Consider the following 13,396-nt stretch of genomic DNA (forward strand, 5'->3'; position numbering starts at 1 on the left):
AAAGACGATGTGGTATTTTGCTTGGATTCTCGGTATTTTGATGGCATGTTTTGCAGGTGTACTTAGTGCGCTTTACATCGAACATCATCAAGATCTAGATGAGGAATAACAAATGACTGATGCTGCTGTAGAAAAATCACTTGTAGAAAAGAAGCCAAATAAATTTGCAATGGTCATTTCCTGCCTGTTAGCTTTTCCTTTGGCAGCCGTGTTACTTGTACATCCTGCTGCCATGCTGGATGACAATGGTGGATATAGCCATCGAGCGCTGATGTTCATCATGATAGGTATTTCAGGTGGTTTTGTGCATGGTGTGGGTTTTACACCACACCATTGGTTCTGGAAATGGCTTTTTAGCCCCTTCCTCGCTTGGCCACTAATGTTGTGGGGCTATTACACGTGGTTCCTACATTAATTAATATCTAAATAAAGCCCTCAATTGAGGGCTTTTTTTATGTTTGCCTTAAAGCGCTGATTTTTCAATGCAGATTAATAAAACAAAATATTATAAATTTTTATTAAAAATTAAACATTTTCTAACATTTGATTATACATATTAGCGCCCGCAAAGTTGCATCGCCGCTGCATGGCCTTTAGCATGCTCTGCACCTGAATTGGAGTTATATAATGAAAACTAAAACCTTTTTAGCTACAGCATGCATTATTGCCAGTACTTACGCATCTGCAGAAGAAGCAAAAAAAGGATGGCTGTCAAAAGCTATTGATAAATGGAATACCTTGGGGCAGCTGACAGATAAGGATTTTGAACAGTATCCGACGGTGCAGGAATTTTTCCAAGCCAAGTATAAAAATCCGCGCACCATCACCATGAATAACGTATCTTACGGTGCAGGCACCATTATGTGGGAACGCGCAAACACCTATTGTGCGCGTGACGGCGGTGAATTTGTACAAATTAAAAGCCATCCATCACCGCTGATTCCTTATAAAGGCTCTGAGGTGCTGTCTACGCCGAATCTGCAAAAATACTACGGCTTATTCCAGTGCAAAAATATCAAAAACAGCTGGAAAGTTTACTTTGACCATCAGAACGAGCGTATTTTCCAGCATCCGTCTCCAAACACGGCTTCTGACGTCAGCTTCAATTTCGAATAATCGTTATCTATAGAAAAAATCAAAATATGCAAAAAACATTATTGTTTCTTGCCGCAGCAGCCGGGCTATCCGGCTGCCAAGTCACAGGGGAACGCGGCAGCCTCTATCAAAATGTGCTGGGCGGCTTCGGGCCTAAAACCCAGCATATCCAGCTCAACCCAGAACTGAACAGTTTTTCCCTGACAGTACCACTCTCGGCTTATAATGAATTGGATTTAAACAAAGGGCTGATCAGCAATGCCCCGTTCTTCAACCAGTTAAAACAAGACCGTTACTGGAGTGTGCACCATATTTATGACGCGCAATTCCGGCGCCTGGCGCAAGACCGGGTTAAAATAAAAGTCTGCAATACGGTCAGCGCTGATCACCGCCGCAGCGCCAACGATTCCAGTTCCTGCGCAGATATACAGATGCGCGTCGCATACGACAGGCTGAGTGATGGCGTACGCATGACCTTCAAGCCTATTACGGCCGATATCAGCACAGAAGACTTCGGCTTCTTTATCAAAAACTCAGCGCCGGAATTATTTAAAAATGCCGAGCAGCTGAACACTGCAACCCTGATTAAAACCTTCGGCTATGAAGATGCGCTGACAGTCAGCAGCAAACGCACGATTTCCAGCCTCAGCAATGTGCTAGTAAAAAATGGCTATACCGTTACTACTCAGGATATTGCCAATGAAAAAATTTACTTAAGCTCATTTGAGCTTAAATCGGCTGACGCGAAGGTCTTTTCCATCTTGAACTGTCGCACCGCTGCCGCCAAAAACGGTTCCAGCACCAGCTGCAAATATGCCCTGTTCAGCCCCTATGCCATCAGCGACTATCGAATTTACAACAAAGAAATAGCCAGAAAAATCAATCAGCTATTCAACTAAACCCAAAGCCGGCATGAAGCCGGCTGTTTTTATCCGCTTAGCCGGCGCCAGCCCAGATACTGACAGATTATGCTTGCGGGCGCTTATGAGCGCTGGCCGGCCAGTCCGCCATAGCTTAAACAACTACAACCAAGGCATTCGACCTGCCAATCATCTGCACAGAAACATTGATTTACGGCCTGACGGACTGCTCAATACATTCTGCTACAGCATTTTCCCGTATGTCCAGCGCATAAAAAAAGCCGGACATTGGTCCGGCTTGATTATTCCGTTTACATTAATGCTTAGCGATGCGTATGAATAGACATCACAATCCCCATCCCTGCGAGCATTGCAATCACGGCTGTACCACCATAACTCATGAGCGGTAAAGGGTCACCTGTTACCGGTAAAATCCCACTGACCATACCCGAGTTTAAAAATACAAAAAAGAAGAAAGTTAATCCTATCGCTCCTGCATAGAGTCGTCCAAAATTATGGAAGCAATTTAGTCCAATAATCAAACAGCGAACAATAATTGCTGTAAATAAACTAAATAAAAGAAATACACCAATAAAGCCAAACTCTTCAGCATAGGTCGACATGATAAAGTCAGTATGATGCTCTGGCAGATAGCCCAAGTGCGACTGCGTCCCTTCGGTATACCCCTTACCCATTAAACCACCTGATCCAATGGCAATTTTAGACTGAATAATATTCCAACCTGCACCAAGTGCGTCAGACTCAGGGTCAAATAAGGTCAGTACACGTTTTTTCTGATATTCCTGCAAAAAGAACATCCAGAGTACAGGTGCTGCAATTGCAAAGGCTGTTAAAGCAGCTGCAATTAAACGCCAAGACATACCACTTAAAAATAAAACAAAAATACCTGGAATAATCAAACCTATATTCAAGTCGGGCTGTAAAGCGACCAATGCAAATGGAATCAATAATAAAATTAACGCACCGACAATTTGTAAAAATTTCGGTGGAAAAGGTTTTCGCGCAAAATACCACGCCATCATGAGTGGCATGGCAAATTTCATAAACTCACTCGGCTGCATACTGCCGATACCTGGCAAGCTAATCCAGCGTTTCGCCCCCATCCTTTTTTCACCAATGACCAGAACCAACAACAGTAAAAATATACCGATGGCATATAAGTACGGACTCATAGATTGGTAAACTTTGGGTGGAATTTGCGCGCAGATCAACATCACAATAAAGCCCACACCAAAACTTGTGGCTTGGCGTAGTACCATTCCAGAATCTTCCGCGGTCGCACTATAGACAACCATCAGCCCCAATATTGCATTGAGTACCAAGAAGCAAAGTAACCACGGGTCTAAATGAAGTTTAGCCCATCGAGAAGAATCGTGTTTTATACTGCGGCCATCGCGTAATGACTGACGTAAAAAACGATACTGTTGAGAAGGGATCATTGCGAAACAGATCTAAAAAGAATGCGGGAATTATAAATTAAAGCGACAGTAAAAATCACTGTCCCTTAAATATTCCTTGAAATAATCATCTATTCACTTGAGACGCTAAAATTAAACGTGCCAATTCCAAGTCATCCGGATAGGTAATTTTAATATTGTCCGAACGACCTTGCACGACATTAACTTGCTCACCGATAAATTCTAAAGCACTAGCCTCATCTGTGATGGTCGCACCAGCGGCAAGCGCTTGTTCAATGGCATTTTTAAGCACACCCAATTTGGCAATTTGTGGTGTCTGCGCTTGCCATAAAGTTGAACGATCTACCGTTGTTGATATAAGTGGCGCCGTTTCAACTCGCTTTAAAGTATCGCGTACGGGAATTGCGAGAATCGCACTTAGCTCTGAATCGACTGCCGATTGAACTAAATCTTCTAAACTCAATTGTGAGACACATGGTCGTGCTGCATCATGAACAAATACCCAATCATCATCATTGGCAATCGCAGATAGATATTGCAATGCATTGAGCACAGAATGCACACGCTCTGCTCCGCCTAAACAAAAATGTGCCTTATCTTGATTTGCTAGTGCCAAGGTCTGAGCAACATTATCTTGCTCTCCTATTGCCAACACATAGCCTGTCAACGGCAATTGGTTAAGACGCGCAACTGTGTGTTCAAGCACAGTTAGACCCGCAATGTTTTGATATTGTTTTAGTTCAGTTTTAGAAAATCGACTTCCTGAACCAGCAGCAGGAATAATAGCCCACAATTTAAGGTGCGGGTGGAAGTTCGGATGGTTCTGACTCATTGGTACGTAGGTCTACTTTTGCATTTGGATCAATATAAATTGGTTTGTACTGAGTACTGATCGTACTCATCTGTACGAAAGTCTCATGCGGTTTAATTAAACCTAAATCTAGACGAGCATGCTCTTCAATAGCTTCAACGCCATTTTTTAAATCGTATACTTCAGCGGCAAGCACGCGATTTCGTTCTTTTAATTCATCATTGAGTTCGACTTGTTGTTGTATTTTCTGACTCAGTTGTTGATGTTGATGATAACCACCTTCACCGAACCAGTACAAATATTGAAACCCTGCGATCAAAAAGATCGCAAGGCCCAACAATACTTTACTCGCTTTGGAGTCAAATACATTTAACATAGATAGCATGATCTGCTTAGTTCAAACCTTTGAACTCAGCTTTACCGCGATATGCAGCATTAGTCAATTCTTCAATACGAAGTAATTGGTTATATTTCGCTACACGGTCAGAACGGCAAAGTGAACCAGTTTTGATTTGACCCGCTGCTGTACCCACTGCAAGATCTGCAATAGTTGAATCTTCAGTTTCACCAGAACGGTGTGAAATTACTGTAGTGTAACCATTTGCTTTTGCAAGGTAGATTGCATCTAGAGTTTCAGTCAACGTACCGATTTGGTTGTACTTGATCAGAATAGAGTTACCCACTTTTTCGTTGATACCACGTTGAAGAATCTTAGGATTCGTAACGAATAGGTCATCACCAACCAATTGGATTTTGTCGCCAAGGATTGAAGTAAGGTAAGACCAACCTTCCCAATCAGACTCGTCTAAACCATCTTCAATTGAGATGATTGGGTATTGTTTTACAAAACCAGCAAGGTAGTCAGCAAATTGGTTGCTTGTGAATGCTTTATTGCCTTCACCTGCAAGGATATATTGACCATCTTTGTAGAATTCTGAAGATGCACAGTCAAGCGCAAGCATAATATCAGAACCTGCTTTGTAGCCAGTTTTTTCAATTGCTTCAAGAATTACTGTAATTGCTTCTTCGTTAGAACGAAGGTTCGGTGCAAAACCACCTTCATCACCAACTGCAGTATTTAGACCTTGTTTCTTTAAAACTGATTTTAAAGAATGGAAAATTTCAGCACCAGCGCGTAAAGCTTCAGAGAATGAAGTGAAGCCAACTGGCTCAATCATAAATTCTTGAATGTCTACGTTGTTGTCTGCATGTGAACCACCATTTAGGATGTTCATCATTGGAACAGGCATAGTCAAAATGCTGTTATTACGAAGGTCTGCGATGTATTGGAAAAGTGGAATTTTCTTTTCATCAGCAGCAGCGCGTGCAGCAGCTAGCGATACCGCTAAAGTTGCGTTCGCACCTAATTTTTCTTTGTTTTCAGTACCGTCAAGCGCGATCATTGTGTTATCAATGTCTTTTTGTTCGAATACTGATTTACCCAACAATGCATCACGAATTACTGTGTTAACGTTGTTAACCGCAGTTTTAACGCCTTTACCTAAGTAACGAGCTTTGTCGCCGTCACGAAGTTCTAAAGCTTCACGAGAACCAGTTGAAGCACCAGATGGTGCACATGCACGGCCTACAACGCCAGAGGCTAAGATTACGTCTGCTTCGATGGTAGGGTTACCACGAGAGTCCAAAATTTCACGTGCACGAATGTCAACGATTTGGCTCATGAACAATTCCTCAGTTGATTAATAAAAATGATGCGTCAAAAGTGACGCATCAATGTGTATCGAATTAGTGTGTGTCTAACTTTGCGAAACCTTTAACTAAGGTATCGAGCTCTTTTAACTGTGCCAAGAAAGGTTCCAACTGTGACATGCGTAGCGCACATGGACCGTCACATTTGGCATTTTCTGGATCTGGATGAGCTTCTAAGAACAAACCTGCTAAACCAGTCGCCATACCTGCACGTGCCAGTGTCGTGATTTGCGCACGACGACCACCAGCAGAATCCGCACGACCACCCGGCGTTTGAAGCGCATGTGTAACATCAAAGAACACCGGGACATTCATTTCTTTCATGATGTCAAAGCCCAACATGTCTACAACTAAATTGTTGTAACCAAATGCTGAACCACGTTCACAAAGAATCAGTTTGTCATTTCCTGCTTCCAAACACTTATGCAAAATATGACGCATTTCGTGTGGTGCGAGGAACTGTGCTTTTTTAATGTTGATGATGGCATCAGTTTTCGCCATCGCTTCAACAAGGTCAGTTTGACGGCTTAAAAATGCAGGAAGTTGGATAATATCCGCAACTTCAGCAACAGGCGCAGCTTGGTATGGTTCATGTACATCAGTAATAATCGGCACATTAAAGTGTTTTTTAATGTCAGCTAACCACTCGATTCCTTTTTCCAGGCCTGGGCCACGGAAAGAGTTCAAGCTTGAACGATTGGCTTTATCAAAACTTGCTTTAAACACATACGGAATATCCAAGCGTTTGCAGATATCCACATAGGTTTCAGCAATTTCAAAAGCAAGGTCTTTTGACTCAAGTACGTTCATGCCGCCGAATAGTACAAATGGCAAATGATTTGCCATTTGTATATCGCCTAAACGTACAATTTCCTGTGGTTTTAATTGTGACATTTAAACTCTTCCTGGTTTAGTCAAAAACACATTATTTCGCTTTTTGGTACTGCTTTTTAGCAGCATCAATAAAGCCTGCGAATAATGGGTGTCCATCACGTGGTGAACTTGTAAATTCCGGATGGAATTGTACAGCAATAAACCAAGGATGTTCAGGAATTTCAACAGTTTCAACAAGACGCTGTACTGGAGAATAACCTGAAATCTTCATGCCTTTTTCTTCAAGCACTGGGATATAACGGTTGTTCATTTCATAACGGTGACGATGACGTTCAACGATCTCTTCAGAACCGTAAACTTGTGCAGTTTTTGTTCCTGCAACCAATTCAGATTTTTGAGCACCAAGACGCATTGTGCCGCCTAAGTCAGAATCTGCATTACGTTGTTGAACTTCGCCGCGCTCATCTAACCATTCAGTGATTAGACCAATCAATGGTGATTTTGTAGAACGGTTAAATTCAGTTGAAGTTGCATCACTAATACCCGCAACGTTGCGCGCATATTCGATCACAGCCAACTGCATACCTAAACAGATACCAAGGAATGGCACACCGTTTTCACGTGCAAAACGAATCGCTTTCATTTTGCCTTCTGTACCACGTTCACCGAAGCCACCCGGCACTAAGATTGCATCCGCGTCTTTTAATACGTCGTTTACATCTTGGCTTTCAAGTTCTTCTGCATTGACGTAGTCGATTTGAACTTTCACACGGTTTTGAATACCCGCATGTAAAAGTGCTTCGTTTACAGATTTGTATGCATCTGGAAGTTCAACGTATTTACCAACCATCGCTACACGAACTGTATATTCAGGGTTCAGTAATGCATCTACAACGTTATCCCAGTCTGTAAGGTCAGCTTCTGGAAGATCGTTATAACCAAAACGTTCACAGATTAAATCATCAACGTTTTGTTCATAAAAAGTACGTGGAATTTGGTAAATTGAACGCGCATCTTTACATACCACAACTGCGCGTGCTTCAACGTTCGTAAATAACGCAATTTTACGTGTAGTGTCAGCATCAACATCATGTTCTGTACGGCAGATCAGGATGTCTGGTTGAATACCAATCGACAAAAGCTCTTTTACAGAGTGTTGAGTTGGTTTAGTTTTTAATTCAGCAGCTGACTTAATGTATGGGAGTAAAGTTAAGTGCATTAACATTGTGCGCTTATGACCTAGTTCGACCATAAGTTGACGTACAGATTCCATGAATGGGAGAGATTCAATGTCGCCTACTGTACCGCCGATCTCAACGATCGCAACGTCATAGCCTTCACCTGCGCGAAGAACACGTTCTTTAATATTGTCAGTAATATGTGGAATAACTTGAACTGTACCACCGAGGTAATCACCACGACGTTCTTTATTCAAGACATCTTGGTACACTCGTCCTGAAGTAAAGTTGTTCAGTTTGGTCATTTTCGCACGACGCAAGAAACGTTCGTAATAACCCAAGTCTAAGTCAGTTTCAGCACCATCCTCTGTGACAAAAACTTCACCGTGTTGGAATGGACTCATAGTCCCTGGATCGACATTAATGTATGGATCCATTTTTACCATGGTTACTTTTAAACCACGGGCTTCTAAAAGCGCAGCCACTGATGCAGCTGAAATACCTTTACCTAGTGATGATACAACACCACCAGTAACGAAAATAAAATGGGTCATTAAGTTTCTCGTACAATGGAGCCTAAATTGGCCTACAATGTTGTGCGATTTTACTTTACTCTGTACCAAGAAAGCAAAGTCATTCCGCATCAATTCATAGAACAATTAACAATTGGCTATTGTAACAGCAATTATCATAAAAATTTAGAGTAAGTTCTTATCATTTCTATATTCTTATTTGCTGTTATAATGCAGTTATCCAATCCACACTTTTTTGTTTTGTGTAATTATGAATAAGAAACTTTTAATCTGCGGTGCAATCGCAACAGGTCTACTTCTTACAGCATGTGTAAAAAAAGAAGCACCAAAAGAAGAAGAACAGGAACAGGTTGAAGTTGCAGCATCTGAACCAACAGCATCTGTACCTACACAATTAGAACCAGTTGAAGAACAACCAGTTGTTGAAGAAACGACTCAGCAGCAAGTTGAAGTGATTCGTGAAGAAACACCGAATACAACAACTGAAATTCGTCGTGAACCTACTCCTCCTGCAGAAGCTCCTGCTCCAAAAGCAGAAGCACCTAAAGCAGCAGAAAAACCTGCGCAAGCTACTCAACCTAAACAAAACTCTGGTTCTGCACAGTCTGAAGATGACGCCGTTGCCGCTGCCATTGCTGCTGCAACACCAGCTTTAGAGAACTAAGATCGAAGTTTTATCAAACAAATGATCAAAAAACCCGGCAATTGTCGGGTTTTTTATTGTTTCTATGTAAATAAAAATATGTACCCAACAATGCACTGTTTTTCTCACAACTATTCTTGTAATTTTTCAGCTAAATATTCAATAAATAAACGAACACGTTTCGGTAAATGCTCTTGTTGATAATAGACAGCATGAATAAGCTGTTCATGTGGCTCAATTTGATCGTCTAAAAGTTGTACCAATCGTCCTTCTGCAATATCTTTTTCTAACATAAAAATCGATAGACAAGCGATGCCCATCCCATGAATCGCAAGCTCACGAATGGTTTCACCATTTGATGCCTTAATATTTGGTCGGATCGTCAAAGGTTTCCCTGCGACTTGGATCGGCCAAGTATTCATATGGGTAATTTGACTAAATCCAAGTAAAGCATGTGCGGTTAGCTCATCAGCATTTTGCGGACATCCATGCTGCTGAAGATATTCAGGACTCGCCACCAAACACAGTCGACTCTTGTAGATAAGTTTTGCGTGCAAACTGGAGTCGTTTAATTTTCCAAAGCGAATTGCAACATCCGCTTTATGCTCTAATAAGTCAATCACTTGATCATGATTTACTAATTCAATCTGTATATGCGGATAACGTGCATTAAATTCTGGAATCAAGGGAACGATCATATGCAGAATAAAAGAAATTGCTGAATCGACTCGCACTAACCCCGAAGTATCTGCATCTAATTTCAGCAGAGAATCTTCCGCTTCGCTCAAATCATTCAATATCCGCCGTGTTTTTGCTAAAAACAATTGCCCCTCTTGCGTCAGCTTAATTTTGCGGGTTGTTCGTTCTAACAGGGTTACATTTAATTTAGATTCCAGACGCTGTAATGCGCGGCTGACACCAGATGCTGTTTGATCCAGCCTTTCTGCTGCTTTGATAATAGAGCCGCTATCTACAATAACAGTAAAAGCCTGCAGCTCCTCAATGGTCGATTTCATTGCTTATTCGATTCGTGATTTTTAATCAATAATATATTCCAAACTCATGCATTTTTCTTCATTAAAATTAGCAGCACAATAGCATCAATTCAAAAAAGAGAATTCCTGATGATTGTTCCCCAATTTGGTGTCGGTACCTTCCGTTTGACAGGTGACACTGTCATTCATTCTGTTAAAACTGCCTTAGAAGTTGGATATCGTGCTGTAGACACCGCACAAATTTACGCTAATGAAGCAGAAGTAGGCCAAGCAATCCACGAAAGTCAGGTCAATCGAGCTGATATTTTCTTAACTACGAAAATTTGGACTGAAAATTATGCTGCCGACAAACTGATACCCAGCCTAAAGGACAGCTTAATTAAATTAAGGACGGATGCAGTTAACCTCACACTTATTCATTGGCCAGCACCTGCACTTGGAGTCAATATTCCAGAATTAATGGGACATTTACTTGAGGCAAAAAAACAAGGTTTGACTGAACATATTGGTGTATCTAATTTTAATATTGAGCTCACTCAACAAGCCATTGATCACATCGGGCTGGAAAATATTGCAACCAATCAAATTGAACTCAGTCCATATTTGCAAAATCAAAACTTGGCCAATTATCTGCAAGCGAACAATATAGATGTCACATCCTATATGACTTTGGCCTATGGCAAAGTTTTGCAAGACCCAACGCTGTTAAACATCGCGACCGAACACCAAGCTACTTCAGCTCAAATTGCACTCGCATGGGCACTGCAAAAAGGTTATGCCATAATTCCATCGTCAACCAAACCTGAACATTTAATCAGTAATTTAAAAGCTCAAGAGATTCATTTAACACCTGAACAGATGCAGGCCATTGCCATACTCGATAGAAATGCGCGTGAAGTGAACCCACCTGAACTTGCTCCAGTGTGGGATATTTAATATGAAATTCAATTTTCCATTAATTGCATTAGCCGTAGGTGCTTTTGCAATTGGCACAACAGAATTTTCACCGATGGGTTTTTTGCCTGAAATCGCAGCAGATTTATCGGTTTCCATTCCTCAAGCGGGCTTACTGATTAGTGCCTATGCCGTTGGCGTCATGATTGGTGCACCCGTTATGACTTTATGGCTTGCACGTTTTTCAAAACGTACATCACTCATGTTATTAATGACAATTTTCACCCTTGGCAATCTGCTTGCCACAGTTGCGCCAGATTATTTAGGTTTAATGGCTGCGCGTTTAGTGACGAGTTTGAACCACGGCGCCTTTTTTGGCTTAGGCTCTGTCGTCGCAGCAAGTGTTGTTCCAAAAGATAAACAAGCCAGTGCTGTAGCCATGATGTTTATGGGGTTAACCATTGCGAATATTGGCGGTGTTCCGCTCGCAACGTGGGTAGGGCAAAATATAGGTTGGCGTATGTCTTTTGCGGCCATTACCTTACTGGGCATCATCACCATGTTGGCATTATGGAAAGCACTACCCCATCAGCAACAGACCGAAAAACCTGATGTACGAGCAGAGTTAAAAGTATTAACACGCATTCCTGTTGTTTTAGCACTGCTGACCACGGTCATGAGTGCTGGAGCTATGTTCGCGCTCTATACCTATATCGCACCGAGCTTAAAAGTCTTTACCCATGCAAGCCCTGAGCTTATCACTTTCATGTTGGTCTTAATCGGGATCGGATTTTCAATCGGCAACCATTTCGGTGGTAAGTTTGCAGATCAATCCTTAGATAAAACCTTGATTGGCTTTTTAGTCTTACTCATGCTGATGATGCTGTTATTTCCAATTTTAGCAACCACCACCATTGGCGCGGCGATTGCATTAATCATCTGGGGAGCAGCCGCCTTTGCAGTCGTGCCACCTTTACAAATGCGTGTTATGACAGTCGCTCACGATGCCCCTGGCCTTGCTTCTTCAGTGAATATTGGTGCATTTAATCTTGGAAATGCATTGGATGCAGTCGCAGGTGCCGCAGTGCTAAATCTAAACTTAAGCTATGCTGCAGTATCTTATGCAGGCGCGACACTGAGTGCTGTAGCGTTAATTTTAGTATTGATTCAAATGAAGCTTAAACCTCAAACATCTGCATGTTGCGCACAAGCTGAGTAACATACAAAAATAGCCTATCAACAATAGGCTATTTTGTTTCTAGTTCGCATATAACTTTAAAAAATCTGCCATCAATTTGGTTGCCCATGAATGGGTGTCGACTAAACCCTCATAATAACCACAGTGACTGCCTTTTTTGGTGATCACCACCACAACATTCGGCAAAGAACGGATTAATTTTTTATAGGGTTCAAAGTTTTGAATGTGGCAAACTGGATCATCTTCCGCATTTAAAATCATCAATGGAATTTTAAGATTTTCAAATACATAAATTGGGTTGGTGGATTTGGCATAACTTTCATAATCAGTAAAACCCGCCATTTGAAAATATGTACGTTCAAACTGCGCCAGATCTTTACTTTTTAGGACTTCAATTATAGATGGAGTCGTTGACCATATTGCAGAATAGGGTTCTACAAATTTCTGAAAGAGCTTTTTCGTCATCATTTTACTGTAAAAAGGATGTACATTTTTAAAGCCAAGCTCAGTGTCATAGCCCGGACATAAAGCAAAAGCCGCTTTAAGTGGTGTTTCCTCACCTTGTTCGCCTAAATAGCGGACCAATAACCCCGTTCCTGCAGATGAACCGACGCCAAATAAATTCGATTCGGGAAATTTCTGCTGAATAAAGGCAATCTGTTCACGCAGGTCATCGGTTGAACCAAATAAGTTTATTTTGGCAACAGGCATAGGTAAATTGGCATGACCACGTCTTAAACACAGTGCAATGCGCCAACCTGTATATAGATGAAGATCCCGAACCACTTCTCGCATACTTTCAGGCGTTCCCGTAATCGTATGCATGAGCACCACCGTTGGTACATCCACAGGTAAATCTAAACCCACCCATGCAATGGCTGTGATCCCTCCATCAGCCATGGTCAACTGCTCTATGGCATCGTATTTGAGCTTCACTTGGCGCTTTTTAATGACATCAAAATACAGTAAATGTGCATGTGTATTCGACAGCCAAGGCGTAGGACGATATTTTTCATGTAGTTGCTTTAACTTCGGCAGCACATGTTGCATTTGCCCTTCAGGATGATAATAAAGCTGTGGTAATTCCGCACCAATTGCATGATCTACAAAATTTAAGAACGCCTGACGCCCTTTATGAATCACATTATTCATTGACCTTACATTCACCTCGCTTCGCACCACAGCAAATCATTTCAATCTTTTCAC

The 13,396-nt window shown here is 41.6% G+C and carries 15 protein-coding genes; 7 read left to right on the top strand and 8 right to left on the bottom strand.

From position 1 onward, the window contains the following. Window positions 1–7: 7 nt before the first annotated feature. The 4 genes from cydX to FTU62_RS09005 all read left to right on the top strand — a co-directional run bounded on the left by cydX (window position 8) and on the right by FTU62_RS09005 (window position 1,994). Window positions 8–109: a cytochrome bd-I oxidase subunit CydX gene (gene cydX, locus FTU62_RS08990; RefSeq protein ID WP_002120988.1), complete on the top strand. Its 102-nt coding sequence runs from the start codon at window positions 8–10 to the stop codon at window positions 107–109. A gap of 3 nt (window positions 110–112) precedes the next feature. Then, complete coding sequence (locus FTU62_RS08995; protein ID WP_078188516.1) at window positions 113–415, top strand: cyd operon YbgE family protein; 303 nt, start codon at window positions 113–115, stop codon at window positions 413–415. 212 nt (window positions 416–627) lie between these two features. Beyond that, window positions 628–1,116 carry a hypothetical protein gene (locus FTU62_RS09000; protein WP_111884952.1) on the top strand — a complete coding sequence of 163 codons (489 nt, stop codon included), beginning with the start codon at window positions 628–630 and terminating at the stop codon, window positions 1,114–1,116. A 26-nt stretch (window positions 1,117–1,142) separates the two neighbouring features. Further along, window positions 1,143–1,994 (top strand): hypothetical protein, encoded by an 852-nt coding sequence (locus tag FTU62_RS09005; RefSeq protein ID WP_111884953.1) that lies wholly within the window; start codon window positions 1,143–1,145, stop codon window positions 1,992–1,994. Between the two features lie 284 nt (window positions 1,995–2,278). Here FTU62_RS09005 and rodA read toward each other — a convergent pair whose 3' ends face one another. The 6 genes from rodA to FTU62_RS09035 form a co-directional block, all read right to left on the bottom strand. Beyond that, complete coding sequence (gene rodA / locus FTU62_RS09010) at window positions 2,279–3,415, bottom strand: rod shape-determining protein RodA (RefSeq protein WP_111884954.1); 1,137 nt, start codon at window positions 3,413–3,415, stop codon at window positions 2,279–2,281. A gap of 85 nt (window positions 3,416–3,500) precedes the next feature. Further along, a complete protein-coding gene (ispD, locus tag FTU62_RS09015; protein WP_180102475.1) occupies window positions 3,501–4,226 on the bottom strand; it encodes a 2-C-methyl-D-erythritol 4-phosphate cytidylyltransferase in 726 nt (241 codons plus the stop codon). Beyond that, entirely contained in the window at window positions 4,189–4,581 is a 393-nt protein-coding gene (locus FTU62_RS09020; RefSeq protein ID WP_180102476.1) for a septum formation initiator family protein, read from the bottom strand. The genes ispD and FTU62_RS09020 overlap by 38 nt, the downstream gene beginning before the upstream one ends. 16 nt (window positions 4,582–4,597) lie before the next feature. Next, entirely contained in the window at window positions 4,598–5,887 is a 1,290-nt protein-coding gene (eno, locus tag FTU62_RS09025) for a phosphopyruvate hydratase (protein WP_111884957.1), read from the bottom strand. A gap of 64 nt (window positions 5,888–5,951) precedes the next feature. Then, window positions 5,952–6,809, bottom strand: a complete 858-nt coding sequence (kdsA, locus tag FTU62_RS09030; RefSeq protein ID WP_078188522.1) for a 3-deoxy-8-phosphooctulonate synthase — start codon at window positions 6,807–6,809, stop codon at window positions 5,952–5,954. Between the two features lie 31 nt (window positions 6,810–6,840). Beyond that, on the bottom strand, window positions 6,841–8,481 hold the full coding sequence (locus tag FTU62_RS09035; protein WP_078188523.1) for a CTP synthase: 1,641 nt from the start codon (window positions 8,479–8,481) through the stop codon (window positions 6,841–6,843). A 229-nt stretch (window positions 8,482–8,710) separates the two neighbouring features. Between FTU62_RS09035 and FTU62_RS09040 the strand changes: the two genes are divergently transcribed. Further along, window positions 8,711–9,124, top strand: a complete 414-nt coding sequence (locus tag FTU62_RS09040) for an internalin (RefSeq protein WP_111884959.1) — start codon at window positions 8,711–8,713, stop codon at window positions 9,122–9,124. Between the two features lie 110 nt (window positions 9,125–9,234). Here the strand turns inward: FTU62_RS09040 and FTU62_RS09045 are convergent, their stop codons facing one another. Next, on the bottom strand, window positions 9,235–10,119 hold the full coding sequence (locus FTU62_RS09045; RefSeq protein ID WP_180007873.1) for a LysR family transcriptional regulator: 885 nt from the start codon (window positions 10,117–10,119) through the stop codon (window positions 9,235–9,237). A 108-nt stretch (window positions 10,120–10,227) separates the two neighbouring features. Between FTU62_RS09045 and dkgB the strand changes: the two genes are divergently transcribed. Together dkgB and FTU62_RS09055 are read left to right on the top strand one after the other, a co-directional pair. Continuing rightward, complete coding sequence (gene dkgB, locus FTU62_RS09050; protein ID WP_180102477.1) at window positions 10,228–11,034, top strand: 2,5-didehydrogluconate reductase DkgB; 807 nt, start codon at window positions 10,228–10,230, stop codon at window positions 11,032–11,034. Between the two features lies 1 nt (window position 11,035). Beyond that, complete coding sequence (locus tag FTU62_RS09055; protein WP_180102478.1) at window positions 11,036–12,211, top strand: MFS transporter; 1,176 nt, start codon at window positions 11,036–11,038, stop codon at window positions 12,209–12,211. Window positions 12,212–12,250: 39 nt separating this feature from the next. Here FTU62_RS09055 and FTU62_RS09060 read toward each other — a convergent pair whose 3' ends face one another. Then, entirely contained in the window at window positions 12,251–13,342 is a 1,092-nt protein-coding gene (locus tag FTU62_RS09060) for a YheT family hydrolase (RefSeq protein WP_180102479.1), read from the bottom strand. Between the last annotated feature and the right edge of the window lie 54 nt (window positions 13,343–13,396).

It is taken from the genome of Acinetobacter sp. YH12126, assembly GCF_013418745.1.
Taxonomy (GTDB): domain Bacteria; phylum Pseudomonadota; class Gammaproteobacteria; order Pseudomonadales; family Moraxellaceae; genus Acinetobacter; species Acinetobacter amyesii.